The sequence below is a fragment of the Arthrobacter alpinus genome, from assembly GCF_001294625.1.
GTDB classification, from domain to species: Bacteria; Actinomycetota; Actinomycetes; order Actinomycetales; family Micrococcaceae; genus Specibacter; species Specibacter alpinus_A.
Map to the genome: position 1 here is coordinate 383,531 of NZ_CP012677.1, position 18,526 is coordinate 402,056.

General features: G+C 63.2%; 19 protein-coding genes, 1 tRNA gene and 1 pseudogene. 7 read left to right on the forward strand and 14 right to left on the reverse strand.

Translation table 11 applies throughout. The features are described 5' to 3' along the window. Positions 1-50 precede the first annotated feature (50 nt). Entirely contained in the window at positions 51-689 is a 639-nt protein-coding gene (locus tag AOC05_RS01610; protein WP_062005106.1) for a TetR/AcrR family transcriptional regulator, read from the reverse strand. 158 nt (positions 690-847) lie between these two features. On the opposite strand from AOC05_RS01610, the gene mobA reads away from it, so the two are divergent. From mobA to AOC05_RS01630, 4 genes are read left to right on the forward strand one after another with little or no spacing between them, the layout of a single operon-like run. Then, the gene (gene mobA / locus AOC05_RS01615; protein WP_230085495.1) at positions 848-1,516 is read left to right on the forward strand and encodes a molybdenum cofactor guanylyltransferase; all 669 of its coding nucleotides are present in this window, start codon (positions 848-850) and stop codon (positions 1,514-1,516) included. 34 nt (positions 1,517-1,550) lie between these two features. After that, positions 1,551-1,829, forward strand: a complete 279-nt coding sequence (locus tag AOC05_RS19975) for a DUF6457 domain-containing protein (protein ID WP_062005110.1) — start codon at positions 1,551-1,553, stop codon at positions 1,827-1,829. 6 nt (positions 1,830-1,835) lie between these two features. Further along, on the forward strand, positions 1,836-3,041 hold the full coding sequence (locus AOC05_RS01625; protein WP_082357680.1) for a molybdopterin molybdotransferase MoeA: 1,206 nt from the start codon (positions 1,836-1,838) through the stop codon (positions 3,039-3,041). After that, a complete protein-coding gene (locus AOC05_RS01630; protein ID WP_082357681.1) occupies positions 3,032-3,898 on the forward strand; it encodes an alpha/beta fold hydrolase in 867 nt (288 codons plus the stop codon). Before AOC05_RS01625 ends, AOC05_RS01630 begins: the two co-directional genes overlap by 10 nt. A 39-nt stretch (positions 3,899-3,937) precedes the next feature. Here AOC05_RS01630 and AOC05_RS01635 read toward each other — a convergent pair whose 3' ends face one another. Then, positions 3,938-4,360 carry an Lrp/AsnC family transcriptional regulator gene (locus AOC05_RS01635; protein ID WP_082357682.1) on the reverse strand — a complete coding sequence of 141 codons (423 nt, stop codon included), beginning with the start codon at positions 4,358-4,360 and terminating at the stop codon, positions 3,938-3,940. Between the two features lie 207 nt (positions 4,361-4,567). Here AOC05_RS01635 and AOC05_RS01640 point away from each other — a divergent pair. Next, a pseudogene (locus AOC05_RS01640) lies at positions 4,568-5,419 on the forward strand (ornithine cyclodeaminase). Between the two features lie 8 nt (positions 5,420-5,427). Here AOC05_RS01640 and AOC05_RS01645 read toward each other — a convergent pair. Beyond that, positions 5,428-7,755, reverse strand: coding sequence for an FdhF/YdeP family oxidoreductase (locus AOC05_RS01645; RefSeq protein ID WP_062005116.1), 2,328 nt, complete (start codon positions 7,753-7,755; stop codon positions 5,428-5,430). A 67-nt stretch (positions 7,756-7,822) separates the two neighbouring features. On the opposite strand from AOC05_RS01645, the gene fdhD reads away from it, so the two are divergent. After that, entirely contained in the window at positions 7,823-8,656 is an 834-nt protein-coding gene (fdhD, locus tag AOC05_RS01650) for a formate dehydrogenase accessory sulfurtransferase FdhD (protein WP_062005118.1), read from the forward strand. Here the strand turns inward: fdhD and AOC05_RS01655 are convergent. From AOC05_RS01655 to AOC05_RS01685, 7 genes are all read right to left on the reverse strand, one after another. Continuing rightward, a complete protein-coding gene (locus AOC05_RS01655) occupies positions 8,653-8,835 on the reverse strand; it encodes a hypothetical protein (protein WP_062005120.1) in 183 nt (60 codons plus the stop codon). The two genes, fdhD and AOC05_RS01655, sit on opposite strands and share 4 nt — an antisense overlap. A 127-nt stretch (positions 8,836-8,962) precedes the next feature. Then, positions 8,963-9,370, reverse strand: a complete 408-nt coding sequence (locus tag AOC05_RS01660; protein WP_062005121.1) for a hypothetical protein — start codon at positions 9,368-9,370, stop codon at positions 8,963-8,965. A 16-nt stretch (positions 9,371-9,386) separates the two neighbouring features. Further along, the gene (locus AOC05_RS01665) at positions 9,387-10,787 is read right to left on the reverse strand and encodes a hypothetical protein (protein ID WP_062005123.1); all 1,401 of its coding nucleotides are present in this window, start codon (positions 10,785-10,787) and stop codon (positions 9,387-9,389) included. Continuing rightward, positions 10,784-11,614: a hypothetical protein gene (locus AOC05_RS01670; RefSeq protein ID WP_062005124.1), complete on the reverse strand. Its 831-nt coding sequence runs from the start codon at positions 11,612-11,614 to the stop codon at positions 10,784-10,786. Before AOC05_RS01670 ends, AOC05_RS01665 begins: the two co-directional genes overlap by 4 nt. A 188-nt stretch (positions 11,615-11,802) precedes the next feature. Next, complete coding sequence (locus AOC05_RS01675; protein WP_062005125.1) at positions 11,803-12,648, reverse strand: amino acid ABC transporter ATP-binding protein; 846 nt, start codon at positions 12,646-12,648, stop codon at positions 11,803-11,805. Beyond that, positions 12,635-13,294: an amino acid ABC transporter permease gene (locus tag AOC05_RS01680; RefSeq protein ID WP_062005126.1), complete on the reverse strand. Its 660-nt coding sequence runs from the start codon at positions 13,292-13,294 to the stop codon at positions 12,635-12,637. Before AOC05_RS01680 ends, AOC05_RS01675 begins: the two co-directional genes overlap by 14 nt. A 35-nt stretch (positions 13,295-13,329) precedes the next feature. Then, positions 13,330-14,139 (reverse strand): amino acid ABC transporter substrate-binding protein, encoded by an 810-nt coding sequence (locus tag AOC05_RS01685; RefSeq protein ID WP_062005127.1) that lies wholly within the window; start codon positions 14,137-14,139, stop codon positions 13,330-13,332. A gap of 260 nt (positions 14,140-14,399) precedes the next feature. Between AOC05_RS01685 and AOC05_RS01690 the strand changes: the two genes are divergently transcribed. Next, on the forward strand, positions 14,400-16,307 hold the full coding sequence (locus AOC05_RS01690; protein WP_062005129.1) for an ABC transporter ATP-binding protein: 1,908 nt from the start codon (positions 14,400-14,402) through the stop codon (positions 16,305-16,307). 116 nt (positions 16,308-16,423) lie between these two features. On the opposite strand, the gene AOC05_RS01695 is transcribed toward AOC05_RS01690, so the two are convergent. From AOC05_RS01695 to AOC05_RS01710, 4 genes are all read right to left on the reverse strand, one after another. Next, positions 16,424-16,759, reverse strand: coding sequence for a YnfA family protein (locus AOC05_RS01695; protein WP_062005131.1), 336 nt, complete (start codon positions 16,757-16,759; stop codon positions 16,424-16,426). A 3-nt stretch (positions 16,760-16,762) separates the two neighbouring features. Next, the gene (gene rarD, locus AOC05_RS01700) at positions 16,763-17,668 is read right to left on the reverse strand and encodes an EamA family transporter RarD (RefSeq protein ID WP_082357683.1); all 906 of its coding nucleotides are present in this window, start codon (positions 17,666-17,668) and stop codon (positions 16,763-16,765) included. Positions 17,669-17,741: 73 nt separating this feature from the next. After that, positions 17,742-17,813, reverse strand: a tRNA-Arg gene (locus tag AOC05_RS01705). A gap of 67 nt (positions 17,814-17,880) precedes the next feature. Beyond that, positions 17,881-18,507, reverse strand: coding sequence for a hypothetical protein (locus AOC05_RS01710; RefSeq protein ID WP_062005132.1), 627 nt, complete (start codon positions 18,505-18,507; stop codon positions 17,881-17,883). Between the last annotated feature and the right edge of the window lie 19 nt (positions 18,508-18,526).

Here is an 18,526-nt window from a genome sequence, read left to right on the forward strand (position 1 = left end):
TGCGGAGGCGTACGACGGCGCGCTGGCGCGGGCATGTGCGCCGGTGCCCTTTACGGCCAGTGCTCGTTCGCGGTGACGCGCTGGATGAGCGCCGACACGCTGCGCACCAGCTCCTCGCGCGTGGCAGCGAAGTTTCCGGCCACCCACTTTTGCATGGCGTAGCGCATGGCACCCGACACGAGGGCCACTATCATGCGGGCCTCGTCCTCAAGGTCGGGTGTGGTTGAGAGATCGCGGCCCTGGAAATGGTAGCGGTCCATCACATAGCCCACAAAGGTTTCCGCGGTCTCGCTGATCCGTGCCTTTTCCCGGTTCAACAACTCGGGGGTTTGTTGGATGAGTTGGTGGCGGGCACGGACGAGGGCCACACCTGGATCCCCATCCACCATGGTTTCGGCGATCAGGCTGAACAGATCGCCAAACACGCTGGACCCGGTGCCCTCAACAAACCCGCGGACCCGCTCGGGGGAGGGCATGCTCTTGCCGGCGGTGATGAACGCGCCTTCCTTGGACCCGAAGTAGTTGAAGAAGGTGCGTTGGGAAATCATGCTGGCGTCACAGATCATCTCAACCGTGACATTTTCATAGCCATTCGTCAGGCCCAGCTCGATGGCGGCGGTCCGGATGGCAAGAAGTGCTGCCGTGCGCTTTCGCGCACGAAATGTCTCTTCCTGCACCGGGACGCTCATGCCGCCATCATCTCCTGACTCTGGTCGCCAATCCGCGGCGACACCGTCAGCATATTTACAGTGCCTGTAAATATGCAGTGAGTGCACATTCAACTTTAGGGTAGCCGTGGCCCGGCCAACGGCCTGTGGACTCGCACTACGATAAGAGTTATGAACGCGTGGAAAGAGCAACGATGCTGGCGGTGATCCTTGCCGGTGGCCGCTCCCGGAGGCTGGGCGGGGTACCCAAGGCAGGCCTGATGGTGGACGGTGCAACGCTCCTGTCCCGGACGGTGGATGCTGCTTCCGCGGTCACTGGCGCCGGAGCCGGCACCGGAGCAACTGGCAGCGCCGCGGACGCCAGCATCGCCGTCGTCGGGCCCGCTCAGGGAATGGAAACCTGGTTGGCAGGGTGCGCACACCGCCCCGGACTGCACATTCTCCAAGAAGATCCTCCCTTTGCTGGCCCGGCAGCGGGAATCGCCGCGGGTCTGCAGGCCCTCGGTGCTACTCAGGGGCATGTCCTGGTTCTGGCATGCGACATGGTGCACGCTGGTGCGTTGGCGCAATGGCTGGAGCAGGCAGTGGCCGGGTGCGGGCCCCTTGAAGGCGTCATAGCCGTGGACGGGGGACGCTGGCAGCCGCTGGCCGCCATCTACCCCGTGGCGCCGCTGAACGAGGCCATTGCGGAGGCGCGGGAGGCGCACCGGCTGCAAAACGCTTCTGTCTTCTCCTTGCTTGCTACTGTGAAGTTGAGGGAATGCGCCGTCCTTGCAGGCTTGACGGCGGACATTGACACCTTCAATGACGCCCGGAGTCACGGCATCGCCGTTCCGGACGTGAAATAGCTTTGTGAAACAGCTTCATGCGAAAGGGCTTTAAATGGAGAACCAAGACGAGGTCTTGCAAGCATGGCTGGACAAGCTGCTGGACGCCTTCGAGATCGCCGACATTGACGTTGACGTGCACGCGGTGTTGAATCTGGCCGGCGTGGCAGCACATTCGATTGTGCGCCCCGCGGCCCCGCTGACCACCTTCGTGGCCGGGCTGGCCGCCGGCCTCGCCGCAGGGTCAGGGCAGGCGTCCGAGGCTGGTGCCATGGCGGCGGCACTCGGCCTGGCCAAGAAGCTGGCAGCGGCGCAGGCCCCTGCGGCCGAGTAGACCGCCATGGCGCCAGGGAATCCCGAGCCGCGCGTGCTTGCCCATACCTGGGAGGAAGCCCGGGCGCTGGCCTATGCCGTGGCCGCGCCGCTTCCGGTGAACAGCGTGCCGTTGGCGCAGGCGGGCGGCCGGAAACTGGGCGCGGACGTGCTGGCCCTGCACAACATGCCGCACTACGCCTCCTCGGCCATGGACGGCTGGGCCGTCGCAGGGAGCCCGCCATGGATCCTTGCCGAACCCGGCCGCCGCCTCACGGCCGGACAGGCGGCGCCCATCGTCACCGGCGGCCTGGTCCCTGCCGGGGCCAAGGCAGTCCTGCGGGCCGAGTCTGGGGAAATTTCCACAGACGACGAAGGCCTGCCGGTGCTGGTACGCAGCGGCGCAGCCAGCCCCGGGGAGCCGCGGAACGGCCAGCACATCCGCCCCGCCAGCGAGGAGGCGGCAGACGAGGAACTCTTGATCAAGGCCGGCACCATGCTCAACCCCGCCCACGTCGCCTTGGCGGCCCTAGGCGGCCACGACCGGCTCCCGGTGTTCGGACGGCCCACGGTGTCGCTGGTGTTCACTGGCGACGAGGTGGTCTCCAGCGGCATTCCGGCCCCCGGCCGCGTCCGTGACGCGTTCTCACCCCAGCTCGGAGGCGTGGTGGAAATGTTAGGGGGGGCCGTCGTCGCACTGCAACGGGCGCCGGACACCCTACCCGGCATGCTCGCCGCGCTCCAGGACACCGAAACCGAACCGGCGGACGTCGTCATCACCACCGGCGCCACGGGGCACTCACGCGCGGATTTCTTGCGCCGGGCTCTGACGCACATGGGGGCCAAACTGCACGTCAGTTCCATTGCCATGCGCCCCGGCCACCCCACCTTGCTGGCGGAGCTGCCCGACGGCAGGTTCCTCGTGGGGCTGCCCGGCAACCCGCTGGCCGCCATGATCGGGCTGCTGATCGTAGGCGCCCCGTTGCTGGCCAGGCTCGGAACCTTGCCCGTTCCAGTCACCTTTGAGGTTGCGTGCGGCTCGCCCATCAAGGAATACCACGGGCCCACCAGACTCATGCCGTACCGGCTGGTTTATGGGCTGGCCTCGCCCTGCGCCTACACGGATTCGGCCATGATGCGCGGCCTGGCGGCGGCCGACGGCGTGATGGTGGTGCCCCCGCACGGCGCCAAAATGGGCGAGACACTTACGGCGGTGGCCCTACCTTGGGTTTGAGCATCCGCTGCTCCGACGGGCGGGTGCTGGGCGGAGAGCTATTCGCCGTACCCGACGGCGTCGAACGGCTCGGCACCGTGGTCATCGCCTGTGCCACTGCGGTGAAGGCCAGCTACTACCACCGCTACGCGGCGTTCCTGGCAGCGCACGGATTCGACGCCGTCACCTTTGACTACCGGGGCATTGGGGCCTCCGTCGGCGGCTCCCTGCGTGGACAAAAAGTGCGCTGGTACGAATGGGGAACCCTGGACATTGACGCGGCGCTGACGTGGGCGCTGGAGCGTTCCGCCGGGCTCCCTGTGCACCTGGTGGGGCACAGCTTCGGCGGTTTCGGGGTTGGTCTGGCACCCCACGCAAGCCAGGTGCAACGCATCCTCACGGTGGGCGCGCAGCACGCGTATTGGCGGGACCTGCGGTTCAAGGACCAAGTGAGGCACTGCGCCCAGGCTGCGGTTGCTGTGCCGCTGGTGGGAGCTTGCGGCTACTTTCCCGCCAAACGCCTGGGCTTGATGGAAGATCTGCCCGGCGGTGTGGCCGTTGATTGGGCACGCAGTCGCAAGGACTTTACGACGGCGACCACCGGCGACCAGCGTGCGGCCCTGTTGGCGAGCCTTGCCCGTGTCACGGCGCCGATTCTGGCACTGGCCAGCACCGACGACTCCTACGCCACCATCGCCGCCATAGAACGGGCCGTGGCCTACACGCCCAACAGTGCCGTCCGCATCATCCACCTGCGCCCCGAACAGTACGGGGAGTCCTCGCTGGGACACTTCGCGTTGTTTCACAGCCGTTTCCGGCGCACCTTTTGGGAGCAAACACTGCGCTGGCTCAAGGCCGGTGACTGGCCCGCTGCCTGAAGTGCCGGAACCGTGACCAGCGCAGGACACCAGGTCCTGTTAGCGCAGCACAGAGCTGAGCAGCAGGCTCGTCTCGCTGTTGACGATGCCCGGTATGGAGCGGATTTTCCCCAGCACCAGGCCAAAGTCGGCCAGGGTTTGGGTACCCGGCTCGGCCGCCAGGTCCCAGCCGCCGTTGGTGGTGTGAACTGCCCGTATTTCCGGCAGGCCCTTGAGCTCACTGATCACCCGATCCGTGTCACTGCCCTCCACGGCAAGGAGCGAAACGGCCCGGATGGTCGGCGGGTCCAGTTCGTCGCGCACGCGCACGGAGAATCCCACCACGGTCCCGGAGGTGAGCAGGCGTTCCAGCCTGCTGTTCATCCTTGCCCGGGAAACGTCAAGGCGCCTGGCCAGGCTCGCCACGGGTTCCCGGCCATTTTCGCGCAGTGCCGACAGGAGTGCGCGATCACGATCATCCAAGGCAGCCAGGGAAACAGTGTACTGACGTAGGGTGCATTCTGCGTTATTCTTGCGCTAAATGTTGGTATTTTGACCATTGAACATGCAAATCGCCGCCTCGTAGAGTGAAGGAAAACAAGATCGAGGAGAGACCATGACGCGTTTTGTAGATGTGAAGACATGATTGGCTGGGTGGCTTCCCGCGGGCACTAAACCATCATGGCCCAAATGGTGGCCTACCTGGAAGACGATTTCCGCCGCTGGGAGGAATTCGAGAAAACTCCCCGCGTCGCCAGCCACAGTCCCTTCGGCGTGATTGAACTGATGCCCGCCAGTGACCGTGACACTTATGGGGTTAAGTACGTGAACGGGCACCCCTCGAATCCGCACGGCGGCAATATCGGCCATGGTGGCCAAGAAACTGACACGGACAAATTCTGAACATCTGGCCCTCATCGGTACCGGCAGCCAATCCGAGTTCCAGGCGCTGGCGTTACGAGGCGTCCTGGGCATCGAAAAACTCACCGTTTGGGATACCGTCCCGGCTGCTATGGAGAAGTTTGCCAACCATATGCGCCCACTCGGCTTCGACATCACTGTGGCACATTCCGGCGCCGACGCTGTCAGGGGAGCCGACCTCGTCACCACCTGCACAGCAGACAAGTCCAAGGCCACCATTCTCACCGCCGATTTATTGGGGCCGGGCAAGCACCTCAATGCCATCTGCGGGGATTGCCCGGCAAGACAGAACTGGACCCCGAGATCCTTCGTCGCGGGGACGTTTTTGTCGAGTTTGATCCGCAAACCCGCATCGAAGGGGAAACTCAGCAGATGCCGGCCAGTTTTGCCGTCACCGAGTTCTGGCGGGTGCTGATTTGTCAGGCTGCCGGGCGCACCTCGGAGGATCAGGTGACGATTTTTGACTCTGTCGGCTTCGCGATTGAGGACTTCTCCGCGCTGCGCTACGTCCGGGACTGCGTCGATGGCACAGGTTTCTATGACGAGATCGACCTAGTGGCGAACCCCGACGATCCCAAGGACCTGTTCGGCCTCATCGGAGCCTTGGTCCCGACAAGTTGACCCGCCGGCTACGCGACTGGCTCGAGCCGGATCACCACGGACTTGGAGGTTGGTGTGCCGCTGACGTCGGCCTTGGAGTCCAACGGGACCAGGACGTTGGTTTCCGGGTAGTAGGCGGCGGCGCAGCCTACGGGAGTGGAGTACGCCACCACCCGGAAGTTAGGTGCCCGGCGGTCCACGCCGTCCTTCCATTCGGAGACTAGGTCCACCATGGTGCCGTCTGCGATGCCGAAGGAATCAAGATCCTTTTGGTTCACAAACACCACACGGCGCCCGTTCTTGATGCCGCGGTAGCGGTCGTCCTTGCCGTAGATGGTGGTGTTGTACTGGTCGTGGGAGCGCAACGTCTGCAGCAGCAGCCGTCCCTTCGGCACCTTCGGGTACTCCATTTCATTGGCCGTGAAATGGGCCAGCCCCGAATCGGTCGAAAAGGAGCGCGAATCACGCGGGCCGTGCGGCAGGACGAAACCGCCGGGCACATCGATTTTGGCCTCAAAGTCCTCGAAGCCGGGGACGACGGCAGCAATGTGCTTACGGATCAGGCTGTAGTCGGCGTTCATGGCAGACCAGTCGGCGACGGGGGCACCCGGGCGGGTGCCGCCGTCGTCCGTTTCAAAGAGCCGTGTGGCGAGAGCGCACACGATCGCCACCTCGGAGAGTAGGTTCTGTGACGCCGGGGCCAGCCGGCCGCGCGAGGCGTGCACGGCGCTCATGGAGTCCTCGACCGTGACGCGCTGGTCCCCACCCGCCTGGGTGTCGCGCTCGGTGCGGCCCAAGGTGGGCAGGATCAGCGCCGTCCGGCCGGTGATCAGGTGCGACTTGTTCAATTTGGTGGAGATTTGCGCTGTCAGGGAAAGCCGGCCAAGCGCAGCCTCGGTGACATCCGAGTCGGGGGTGGCGCGGACGAAGTTCCCGCCCATGCCTAGAAATACGCCCGCCTTGCCGTCGCGCATGGCCTCGATCGCGGCCACCGTGTCGAAGCCGTCGGGGCGGGGGGAGGCGAACTTGAATTCCTTATCGAGGGCGTCGTGGAAGCTTGCGGGCATGCGCTCGAAGATGCCCATGGTGCGGTCGCCCTGCACGTTCGAGTGGCCGCGGACCGGGCACACGCCGGCGCCGGGCTTGCCGATGTTTCCCTGCAGCAGCAGCACGTTGACCACATCGCGCAGCATGGCCACGGAGTGCTTGTGCTGTGTCAGTCCCATGGCCCAGCAGACCACGGTTGCTTTGGATGCCAGGAGCCGCAGGCCTGTGGCGCGGATTTGCGCCTCGCTCAGGCCCGTGGCGGTGACGATTTCGGACCAGCTGACGGCCTCCAGCTGTGTCAGGTATTCGCCCAGACCCGTGGTGTGCGTTTCGATGAAGGCCGAGTCAAACACGCGGCCTTCGGTGGGGGACCCCGGACGGCGCTGCTCCTCGAGCAGGAACTTGCCCAGTCCCTGGAACAGTGCCTGGTCCCCGCCAAGCTTGATCTGCAGGAAGTCATCCGCCAGCGCCGAGCCGCCGCCCACCAGCCCGCGAACCGTTTGCGGGTTTTCAAAACGCATCAGCCCGGCCTCCGGCAGCGGGTTGATGGCGACAATGACGGCACCGTTCTTCTTGGCCTTCTCCAGCGCTGTGAGCATGCGCGGGTGGTTGGTTCCCGGGTTTTGGCCCGCGATCAGGATCAGCTCCGACTGGTAGATGTCCTCCAGCGACACCGAGCCCTTGCCGATGCCGATGGTCTCGGTGAGCGCCGAACCGCTGGATTCATGGCACATGTTGGAGCAGTCTGGCAGGTTGTTCGTGCCCAGCCCGCGCACCATGAGCTGGTACAGGAACGCCGCCTCGTTGGAGGTGCGCCCCGAGGTGTAAAAGATGGCCTCGTCGGGGTTTTTCAGGGCCTTGAGCTCGTCGGCAAGGATTTCCAGGGCACGCTCCCATGAGACGGGAACATAGTGGTCGCTGCCCTCGGCCAGATACATCGGGTCGGTCAGCCGGCCCTGCTGGCCGAGCCGGAAATCGTCCCATTCACGCAGTTCGCTGACGCTGTGTTCTGCAAAGAACGACGGCGGCACCCGCCTTTTAGTGGCTTCCTCGGCCACCGCCTTGGCCCCGTTTTCACAGAATTCGGCCTTGTGCCTTTTGTCGTTCTCGGGCCAGGCACAGCCGGGGCAGTCAAAGCCGTCTTTCTGGTTGATCTTCAGCAAGGTCTGGGCCGTACGGACGGGGCCCATCTGCGTCAGGGAGATTTCCATGGCGTGCATAATACCGGGGATTCCCACCGCCTTCTTTTGCACTCTGCCAACCGAAAGTTGCTGCTCGTCGATGTTTTCTTGGGGCGCCTTGCCAGCCAAAATGGGTCCCTTCGCCGTTGAGGATCTACTCTGATCATAGACGTGTTCGCTTTTTTGAGAGGATTGTATGGGACGGCTTGTTCAGCGGGTCAAGGCAACCAGGATTGACATCACCGGGGGCCGACGCGTAGTGCGCGAAGAGTCCTTGGCTGTAGAGGAACCGTTAGAAGTCCGGTTGGGGCACGACTCATTCAGCGTCACCATGCGTACCCCGGGTGATGACTTTGACCTGGTCGCGGGTTTTTTGGTGTCGGAGGGCATCATCTTTGAGCCTGAGCAGCTGATCTCGCTGAGGTTTTGCGCGGGCGAGGACGAAAACGGCCAGCAAACCTTCAACGTGGTGGAGGCGCAGCTGCGTCCCGATGTCGCCATGCCGTTGCCGGCAGCCCACCGCCACGTGACCACCTCCAGCGCGTGCGGCATCTGCGGCACGGCATCTATCGATGCCGTGCGTAAGTCCTCGCACTTCACCCGATCCGCGGCCGTTGACGAGCCGTTTGTTTCCGCTGCCGTGCTGGCAGCCCTGCCGGACACGCTGCGTGAGCAGCAGAAACTCTTTGACAAAACAGGGGGTGTGCACGCGGCCGGCCTGTTTGCCCCTGACGGGGAACTGCTCTCACTGCGCGAGGATGTGGGCCGTCACAATGCGGTGGACAAGGTGGTCGGCGCCGCGTTCCGGGACCGGCAGCTACCCCTGGGCAAAACTATCTTGCAGGTGTCGGGTCGGGCCTCGTTCGAGCTCGTCCAAAAGGCCGCGATGGCAGGGGTACCGATGCTTGCGGCCGTGAGTGCGCCGTCGTCTCTGGCCGTTGAACTGGCTCAGGAAGCCGGTGTGACGCTCGTGGGGTTCAGCCGCGGCAACACGCTAAACGTCTACACGCACCCGGGCCGCGTGGGCTAGTTATCGCCGGTAAAATCAGTGATTTCGGGGATCGTGGGCCGTTGTGGCATGCCGACCGCCGTAGGATTGATGGTGTTTTCCCGGCCCAACTCGGTGACCTGAAAGGAAATACCCATCCGCGGGTTGAGGTCCTTGTGGTCGACGGCGGCAAGGGCGAATGCCTTCAATGATGCCCTCATGACAGGCTCATGGGATGCCGTACCTGCCTCCGCCTAGATGCTCCCGTCCACGGAACCGGCATTCCGGGTCTTGGCGCTGCCCTTGGTTGCGCGCTGCGGGGTACATCGTCCAGTAGCAGGGACCAACTTACTTTGAATAGTTGCGAATTTCTTCAACGGTGGGGGATTGCGGCAGGCCCAGTACGTTCGGGCGGATACCGTTTTCCTCGTCACCTTCGGGGAAAACGTAGAACTCGACTTTACTCACCGACTTCAGCGATCCTGAGGCACCTGAAACGGCCCGCAAGGAGCCGGCCAGAACGCTTTCAAGGTCCGCAGCCGGATCAGCCGTCACCCGAACATTGATGACGGCGCCCATGCCGCCCGGGTCCGTGTAACGCACCTTGCTGGTAACGACGTCGGGCGTGGCCTCCAAGGCGGCTGTGGCGTCGGCAACAAAAGTGTCCCCGGCTTTCTGTGGACTACTAGAGCCACAGGCACCGAGCAACCCTGATAGAAGTCCCACGAGCAAGAGAATACCAATTTTGCGCTGCATGATTGTCCTTGTTGTGTTACTTGCGGCTGAAGTCAATGTCCACCGCAGAGACTCTGCTGGGGTCATCGGTAATGAAAACCTGCGTTGACGGATCATTTTCGAAGCGTCCAATATCAGGGTACTTGCCTAGCTGGGTCAGGTCCTGCCTGTACGTGTTTTGGTCGTGCATGGCGGGAATGAAGTCGCCGATGGGGCCGGAGAAAGGCGGATTGTCCGTTGGGACCACGTGGACATTGGGCGCTTGCTGATATGTAGTCAGATCGCTCATGGTGCCGCCGCCATCAAACATGGGGACGATGTCAGCGGGGTGTGCGATCGCCAGGTAGTTGATGTTCGGATCAATGGCGTAAGGCTGCGTGGGTGAGCCTGCTGTCAAGACGGTGGTGAGATTGTATTGCCCCGTGAAGCTCGGATCGGTGGCCAACTCTTGGGCGATCATCCCGCCCTGGCTGTGGCCCACCAGCATGACCGGCGCCTCGGGCGGGATGCCCGCCCTTGCCATCGCTTCGGCGACAGCCCTGCTGGCCGCTGATGATTGTCCGGAGGCAAGCCTGACGTTGCTGGTGTAGTCCAACGGATTGTTGTTTGAGTTGGCAGTGTTGGATTCAGTGCCTGGAATATTGACGATGTAGGCGTATGTGCCGTCGGGCTGCCGGACCGACACGATGCGGACCCCGGCCGTCGGGTCCCCGTTTGAATCAGTAGCTTCGTATGCGCTCAGGACGCTGTCGAAGATGTCAGCCACACTGGTTGGCTGTGTCAGGGAAGACTCGCTGCTGTTGGTCACCGCCTGCGGACCACCCACCTCCACCATTCCGTCATCAAAGAATTTTGGATTCACGAGGCCACCGGTCAAAGTTGTTGTTATGGCATCAACGCCGCTTCCCGCGACAAGACCCAGCGACGCCAAAACAGAAATTAAAGAGGGCGGCCCGTTAATAAGAGCCGCAATGGGAATCGCCGCCAGATACCCCAGATTGCCATAAAAGTTCAGGTTTGCGTGGACCACCGGGTTGGCCAGAATTTCTTGTCCGAGCCAGTCAAGGCCGTCCTTGACGTCGTCGAACACGTTGCCAACGCCGTCTGTGATGTCCTCCCACAAGTCCTTGGCCCCGTCGATCAGTTCTGCCAGGGGCCCGCCCCCGCCGTCCACGGCACTGGCGCGTTCCTGCTCGGCAATTTCACGCAGCAGCGCCATTGCAGCAAGTTCCAAGTTTTGGGCGGTGTGGTTCAAGATGGTCCGGTTGCCCGGCCACTGCGACCGGAAACGTTGGCTGTCGGGCCCCTGCCAGCCTGCGCGGGCAATCGTCTGGTTCAATTGCGCGCCCGTGCGGTTTAGCTGGTGGGCAGAGTCTTTCAGCGCGTTGACCAGGTCCAAGCAGTCCTGTGGGTCAAGTCCCTGTAGACCGCCGCTCATTTGGCTTCTTCCTTTTGCGCCGCAGCCAGTGCGTCGTGTGCGCCAACCACGGCAAAAACGAGTTCGTTGGCGATGTGTCCGGCAGGCACCTCGGTCAGGCGCAGTTCCGGGGTTTCGCTGACGCGGGTTGTCACCGAATACAGTCGGTCGTCCTTGACCGACCACATCCCGGCCCAAATCCTGGTCGGCATCCCCTGCATTGCTGTGACAACACTGAGCGTAATGTTGGCGTCCTCGTCGTTGACAAGGCTGGCGACCGGTTCCGGCAATGTTGCCGGATCGGTGCCGGCGCCGAGAACAGCAGGGGGCTTGGCATCCAGAGGCGCGGCTTTGGCGGCTGCGCGGACAACGTCAAGGGGTGGCAGCAGCCGGGCAGCTGCGCCCCACACATTCTCCTCGTCAAAAAGCGTGATTTCCATGCTGTCCTCACTGCCGGTAATGACGGTGCCCTGCCCCTCACGCTCGGACAGGTGCCGTTGGTGCGCCGCCAATCCGCGCCCGGCCCGCAAGCCCAGCACGCTGGTGGTGCTGACCCCGTTGTACGTGGCGCGGGCCGTGACGGTGATGGGTGCCGTCAACAGAAGTGCGACGGCGCCCATCCACTGCCGCTTCACCTCACCTGGACCCGGGGATATGTCAAGCGAGTTCAGCTCGGCCCAAGCTGCCGCTGCGGCTTCTTCTTCCAAGGGGGCGGCTTGCGCTCCTGCCGGCTGTTCGTTGTGCAGACCGAGCGTGGCACTGGTCGATTCGCACAGCAGCGCCCAGGCGGCAGCACTCATCTGCACGCGGCGTAAAATGATCGGACGTTCTGGCACTGTGGCGGTCATGGGTTCCTCTGCTGGCAGCTGGGCTAGCCCTTGTGCCCGGGCACGGGAAACAACTTCCTCCTAAGTTACTTCACAGCAGTGTTGGCTGGCGATGGGGTGCAGTCCCCATTCCGCCGATCTTCGGGCCACCGGCAAGCTGTGATTCCACCGGCAAGCTGCCTCACAGATCCGAAAAAAGGGAGAGCGGGCTAGATCTCATGGAGGAGGCGACGGACGAACGCCTGGGTACGTTCTTCCTGCGGATTGCGCAGCACCTGGCTGGCCGGGCCGCGCTCCACCACCACGCCACCGTCCATGAACACCACTTCGTCGGCCGTCTGCCGGGCAAAGGCTAGCTCGTGGGTGACGATCACCATGGTCCAGCCTTCCTCCGCGAGTTCCTTGATGACGGCCAGAACGTCATCCACCAGCTCGGGGTCCAACGCTGAGGTGGGCTCATCAAACAACAGCAGTTGCGGCTTCAACGCCAGCGCCCGCACAATACCCACACGCTGCTGCTGGCCGCCGGAGAGCTCAAAGGGGTGGGCGTCGCGCTTGTCAGCCAACCCAACCCGCGCCAGCAGTGACTCGGCCTCGGCTACCACCTGAGCGCGCGGCCGTTTCTGCACCTGTACGGGCCCCTCAATGACGTTTTGCAGGACAGTCATGTGGGGGAACAGGTTGTAGTGCTGGAAGACCATGGCGCTGCGGTCGCGCAGCGCGGCTACCTCCTTGGCCCGGACCTTCTTGGGTACGGAGGCGTCGTTAAAATCCAGGGTCAGTGCCGGCAGCTCGGGCACGACGCCGCTGCCTCCACCGCTGCCCGGGCCGGCCGCCGCGGAGGAGCTTTGGGCACCCACGGTGACCGATCCGGCGTCCGGCAGCTCCAAGCCGTTGAGTGAACGCAAGATGGTGGTCTTGCCAGAACCGGACGGGCCGATCAGGGCCACCACCTTGCCCCGGGGGACGGCCAAGTCAATGCCGCGCAGCACCGTGTTGGCGCCGAAGGACTTGCTCAGGCCGCGGACCTGCAGCACGGGCTCAATGGGCAACATAACGGTCCAATCTCTTTTCCAGACGGGTCTGTGCCGTGGACAGCGCCAGACAGATGACCCAGTAAATGAGGGCGGCCTCAAGATAGAGCAGCATGAACTCCTGGCTAAAAGCGGCCACCTGCTGGGCCACCCGGAACATCTCGGTGACAAGGATCAGCGACGCCAAGGAGGTGTCCTTCACGAGCGAAATGAACGTGTTGGACAACGGTGGCACCGACACCCGCGCGGCCTGCGGCAAGATGATGCGCAGCAGCGTCTGATTGCCGGACATGCCAATCATGTGCCCGGCCTCCCATTGGCCTTGGGGCACCGAAAGGATGGCGGCGCGAATGACTTCCGCCGCGTAACCGCCCACATTCAAGGAGAAGGCGATGATGGCGCTGGGCCACGGATCAATCTTCACACCAATGGCAGGCAGCCCGTAAAAAATCACAAACAGCTGTACCAGCAAGGGGGTGCCGCGGATGACGGAGACGTAGAACCGACCGGCGCCATTGGCCAGCTTGTTGGAGCTGATCCGCATCATGGCGACGACCAGGGCCAACACCAAACCGACGGCGAAGGAAGCCAGCGCCAAGGGAATGGTGCCTTTCACGGCGCCAAGCAGCAGCGGCCCCAACGAACTCCAAAACAAGTCAAAGTCCATGACTGAACCCTAGCCCCTGGTGGCCGGCGGGAAGATTACTTACTGACGTCTTGGCCAAAGTATTTTTCGCTCAATTTTCCTAGCGTGCCGTCTGCGGACAGGTCCTTCAACGCGGTGTTGACTGCCTGCGTCAATGCGGTGGAGCCCTTCCGGAACGCAAACGCCGACTCGGAGGATTCCTTGGTGGTGGCGGCGACCTTCAGCCCGGAGTCAGGGTTAGTGACCTGGTAGTCAAGGAAGGTGAGCTTGTCATTGACGATGGCGTTGACGCGGTCATCCTTGAGCAAGGCGACCGCCTGAGCCCACCCCTCAACGGCCTCCACTTTGGCACCGCTGTCTGTGGCTAGGGTGAACCAGTTACTTGTCAGCGACTGGGCTGTGGTCTTGCCCTTCAAATCCGTAAAGGAGGTGATGTCGTTGGTGCTGTCCTTGACGACAATGACGCCCTGGGAGACGGTGTACGGAGTGGAAAGCTCGTATTTGGCCTGGCGGTCGGGGTTGACGGTGACCTGGTTGGCGACGGCGTCGAAGCGCTTGGCTTCGAGGCCGGCGAAGATGGAATCCCACTGGGTTTCCTCAAACTTGGCTTTCACACCCAGTTTTGCGGCAACAGCCGTGGCAACCTCGACGTCGTACCCGGTCAGGGCGCCCGCGCCGCCCTCATGGAAGCTGAACGGCTTGTAGGTGCCTTCCGTGGCGAACACGATTGCCCCGGCGCCCTTGACAGAGCTCAGGGAGGTGTCGGTGCCGGAGGAATCGCTGGCCCCGGGCGTGCCTCCGCACGCGGCAAGCGCGATCGACGCCGCTGCAAGCATGCCGACAAGCCCAAAAGTACGACGATTCATTCTCAAGTGTTCCTTTGCTGTAAAAATGTTCTAAGCCCGGCTGCCAAGTAGGGAGCGGGCCGCCCATAGTTGGACGTTAGCACCGCCAAACCCCAAAACAAGAGGCAATATTTCAGTTTGTTACGAAATTATGAAGCATGTGAATTGACGCACAGGCGGTTATTGCGCTAGGAGCCGATTGATGGAACATGGAATTCCCAAGCCTGAGCCGGGGGTTTAGGCTGATAGCTTGCCCTCATTAACTGTTAAGGAACACACGCATGAGTATGGAAGGCGCGGCATGGAGCTCACTTTGGAGCACCATGCGCTCGGACAAGGGCGATGGCGGCATCTCCAAGGACACCCTGCGCAGGACCGTACTGTTTGCCAAACCGTACAGCCGCAAGCTGCTGGTGTTTGTGTTGCTGTCTGTGGTCTCTGCTGCCTTGGCCGTGGCCACTCCTGTGCTGGCCGGGCAGGTGGTAGACGCGATTGTGGCCAAAACCGCTGTGAAAACGGTGGTGAACCTAGCCCTGCTCATTGCCTTGGTGGCAGTGCTCGACGCCGGGCTGTCGCTGGTGATCCGCTGGATCTCGGCCAACCTGGGTGAGGGTGTCATCCTGGATTTGCGAACCGCGGTGTTTGACCACGTCCAGCGGATGCCGATCGCGTTCTTCACCCGGACCCGAACCGGTGCCCTTGTCAGCCGGCTCAACAACGACGTCATCGGCGCCCAGCAAGCCTTTTCCGGCACGCTCTCGGGCATCGTCTCCAACTCGGTCCAACTCGTTTTGACGCTGATCGTCATGCTGAACACGTCCTGGCTGGTGACCGTGCTGGCCCTGGTGCTGCTGCCCATCTTCTTGATGCCGGCCCGCCGCTTCGGCCGCCGCCTAGCGGGGCTGCGGCGCGAAGCCGCCGATCTGAATGCGGACATGAGCACACAGATGACCGAGCGTTTCTCGGCCCCCGGCGCTACGCTCGTGAAACTGTTTGGCCGCCCTGCAGAGGAATCCCGCGAATTCGCGGCCCGGGCAAACAGGGTCCGTGACATTGGCGTGCGCACCGCCATCATGCAGTTCGTGTTCTTCACCGCCTTGATGTTGGTCTCCTCCCTAGCCCTGGCACTCGTCTACGGGCTTGGTGGAACACTGGCCATCGGCGGCTCACTCAACGCCGGCGACGTCGTCGTCCTGGCCTTGCTGCTGACCCGCCTCTACGCACCACTCACCGCTCTGGCGAACGCACGAGTGGACATCATGAGCGCCCTGGTCAGCTTCGACCGGGTCTTTGAGATCCTGGACCTGAAGCCGCTCATCACCGAGAAGCCCAGCACTGTGGCCCTGCCGCCGGGCCGGTTGAGCGTTGAGTTCTCCGACGTCCGCTTCGCCTACCCATCAGCCGACAAGGTTTCCCTGGCCTCGCTGGAGGATGTGGCAGTGCTGGATACCCGTGGCGGGGAGGATGTGCTGCACGGGATTTCCTTTAAGGCCGAGCCGGGGCAGACCATCGCCTTGGTGGGCTCCTCGGGGGCTGGGAAGTCAACCATCGCCCAACTGCTTTCCCGCCTGTACGACGTCGACTCCGGCAGTGTGCGCATCGGCGGGGTCGATGTGCGGGACCTCTCCTTCGACGGATTGCGCGCAGGCGTCGGTATGGTCACCCAGGACGGCCACCTGTTCCACGAGAGCATCCGTTCCAATCTGCGCCTAGCCAAGCCCACCGCAACGGATGAGGAAATTTGGGATGTGCTGCGCCGGGCCCGCTTGGAAGCCTTTGCGTTGGCGCTGCCCGACGGACTGGACACGGTGGTGGGGGAACGCGGCTACCGGCTCTCCGGTGGTGAGCGCCAGCGCCTGACCATTGCCCGGTTGCTGCTGGTGCAGCCGGCGGTGGTCATCTTGGATGAGGCGACGGCTGCCCTTGACTCCACGAACGAGGCCGCGGTCCAGGCGGCGTTGGGTGAAGCGCTGGAAGGACGCACGGCGCTGGTGGTAGCCCACAGGCTCTCCACTATCCGCTCCGCAGACGTGATCTTGGTGGTGGAAGGCGGGAACATCGTGGAGCGCGGAACCCACGATCAGCTCATCGCCGTCGCCGGGCGCTACGCCGAGCTACACGCCACCCAGTTCGCGCAGGCGGTGGCTGCCGTGACCGATGCATCAGCAGCGGAGCTCGGTGACAGCTAGGCAGGCTGGTGGTGCCGGCAACCCCTGAATCGAACGTACAGCAGATGTTGATGTTCGTCGGTAACATCAACACCTGCTGTACGTTCGACGCGGGGGCAGTGTGAACGAGGTGCGATTCAGGCCGGGCGCGGGGCGAACATGATGACGCTGACGCCGAGGAGGCAGATCAGTGCGCCGGTGACGTCCCACCGGTCTGGGGAGAACTTGTCAAAAATCATCCCCCACGTGAGTGAGCCGGCGATGAACACCCCGCCATAGGCCGCCAGGACCCGGCCAAAGTTTGCGTCCGGCTGCAGCGCGGCAATGAAGCCATATGCGCCCAGGGCCACCACGCCCAGGGCCGCCCACCACCACGCCTTGTCCTCACGCACCGCCTGCCACACCAGCCAAGCACCGCCAATTTCAGCCACGGCGGCCAGCACAAACAAAATAACGGCCTTGGTGATGGTCATGGCCTATTCTCCCAAAGTACGCGAGGGCCTGCGCCCGTCGATGCCTAGGAATACCAAGGCAAGAAGGATAGGGCCGTAGGTCAGCAGTGCAGAGAAGCCCAGCACCTCACCCAAAAACAATGAAACGCCCACCAGCAACACCGGCTCCACATAGCTGAGCAGCCCAAACAGGGACAGTGGGAGCCACTTGCTCGCCAGCAGGTACAGCACCATGGCGAGCCCGCCGAGAACTCCGATGACCAAAACAGCCCACAGACCCCCGTTTGACGGACCGCCGGACACGCCGCCGGACGCGCCATGGGGGCCCGCCACGATGAGGTAGATGCCTAGGGGTAGCATCGCCAACAGTTCCGCCCCAAACGCGGCCAGGGTGTCGAAGCCGATCTTGCGGCGCAACACAAAGTAGATCGGGTAGGCCAGGCAGACCAGCAGGGTGGGCCAGGCCAGTCCGCCTGCGCTCAGGGCCTGGTGCAGCACGCCCAGGCCGGCGGCGGCCACCGCCAGTTTCCGCAGGGGACTGAGCTTGTCCCCGAAGAACAGACGCCCCGCCAGCACCATTGTCAGCGGGAGCAAGAAGTAGCCGAAGGACACCGACAGTGCCATGCCGTTCAGTGGCGCCCACATGAAAAGCCACAGTTGCACGCCTACCAGCCCCGCGGCAAAGGCCCCGGGAAGCAAGAGTGCGGGCCGTCGTCGAACACGCACCAACAGGGTGCGCACCTCCGCACGGCCCCACGCCACAAACGGCACAATAAGAGCCAAAGTCAGCAGGGTGAGCACCACACGCCAACCAAAAATTTCGCCGGAACCCCACCCTGGCAGGGACCCGGCGATCAGGAAGATGGCGGCAAACAATGCCGACGCCGCGATGGAAACCGCGGCCCCACGCCCGGCGTTGGGGGTGCTCATGAGAAAGGCCTTTGCTGACGGGCAAAAAACGACGGTGCCGGGGCCGGAACAAACACGGCTACGGAAAAAAGAGTGCCCCCGCCGGGGATCGAACCCGGATTAGCCCTTTAGGAGAGGGCTGTCTTATCCATTGGACTACAGAGGCGCGTCAACTAGCCTAGCGGAACAGCATCTGAGATAAGAAACTGGACACCACGCGGGCGGACGGCGAACTAGGAGGCTGCCGGGGAGGGTTTGCGCCTGCGCCCCAGGAACAACGCCACGCCCAACGTTGCCAGCGAAATCACCAATAAGAACCACGACGCAACCACCAGGGCCGACGCCATGGCGACGGCGCCGGCGTCGAGCGTCTGGGCGGAGAGCAGGCCGTCAATGGCAAAGTTCGCCCAAATCTGGACGATGGCGAACAGGATGGGGAACGCCCAAAAGATGCGGCGCAGCGGCTTCTTCGCCACGTTCACGGCAATCATCGTCATGGACGTGATGCCAAAGACCAGCGGAAACAACATGCCTGCCGTCTTGTGTAGAAACTGCAGCTGGCCGTTAGCGGCGGCATCCATTGCCGCACGCAACGCCTCAATGTGGGCCACATCAAAGCCAAACACCATGGAATCGGGCATGGACAGGCCCCCGGAGAGATCCGTCATCTGGCTCAACGTGAGCACATGCAGGTACCAAAACAAGAACAAGCTCGCAGCGGCACCGGCGATCAAGATCATGTTGGCGTTGTTCGCAGCCTTCGCCGGCGTGCGTTGCGTGCTCGGGTTGGTGGCAGCCGTGCGCGGCGGCGAAGCATGCTCGCCATGCTTGGCGGCGCGTTGTGCGGGAGTTTTAGCCATGGAACCATTATCGCCCACG

Coding starts and splice junctions, on each gene's coding strand:
- AOC05_RS01610 (WP_062005106.1), bottom strand. CDS start 689: ATGAGCGTCCCGGTGCAGGAAGAGACATTTCGTGCGCGAAAGCGCACG.
- AOC05_RS19975 (WP_062005110.1), top strand. CDS start 1,551: ATGGAGAACCAAGACGAGGTCTTGCAAGCATGGCTGGACAAGCTGCTG.
- AOC05_RS01625 (WP_082357680.1), top strand. CDS start 1,836: ATGGCGCCAGGGAATCCCGAGCCGCGCGTGCTTGCCCATACCTGGGAG.
- fdhD (WP_062005118.1), top strand. CDS start 7,823: ATGGGACGGCTTGTTCAGCGGGTCAAGGCAACCAGGATTGACATCACC.
- AOC05_RS01655 (WP_062005120.1), bottom strand. CDS start 8,835: ATGAGGGCATCATTGAAGGCATTCGCCCTTGCCGCCGTCGACCACAAG.
- AOC05_RS01660 (WP_062005121.1), bottom strand. CDS start 9,370: ATGCAGCGCAAAATTGGTATTCTCTTGCTCGTGGGACTTCTATCAGGG.
- AOC05_RS01665 (WP_062005123.1), bottom strand. CDS start 10,787: ATGAGCGGCGGTCTACAGGGACTTGACCCACAGGACTGCTTGGACCTG.
- AOC05_RS01670 (WP_062005124.1), bottom strand. CDS start 11,614: ATGACCGCCACAGTGCCAGAACGTCCGATCATTTTACGCCGCGTGCAG.
- AOC05_RS01675 (WP_062005125.1), bottom strand. CDS start 12,648: ATGTTGCCCATTGAGCCCGTGCTGCAGGTCCGCGGCCTGAGCAAGTCC.
- AOC05_RS01680 (WP_062005126.1), bottom strand. CDS start 13,294: ATGGACTTTGACTTGTTTTGGAGTTCGTTGGGGCCGCTGCTGCTTGGC.
- AOC05_RS01685 (WP_062005127.1), bottom strand. CDS start 14,139: ATGAATCGTCGTACTTTTGGGCTTGTCGGCATGCTTGCAGCGGCGTCG.
- AOC05_RS01690 (WP_062005129.1), top strand. CDS start 14,400: ATGAGTATGGAAGGCGCGGCATGGAGCTCACTTTGGAGCACCATGCGC.
- AOC05_RS01695 (WP_062005131.1), bottom strand. CDS start 16,759: ATGACCATCACCAAGGCCGTTATTTTGTTTGTGCTGGCCGCCGTGGCT.
- rarD (WP_082357683.1), bottom strand. CDS start 17,668: ATGAGCACCCCCAACGCCGGGCGTGGGGCCGCGGTTTCCATCGCGGCG.
- AOC05_RS01710 (WP_062005132.1), bottom strand. CDS start 18,507: ATGGCTAAAACTCCCGCACAACGCGCCGCCAAGCATGGCGAGCATGCT.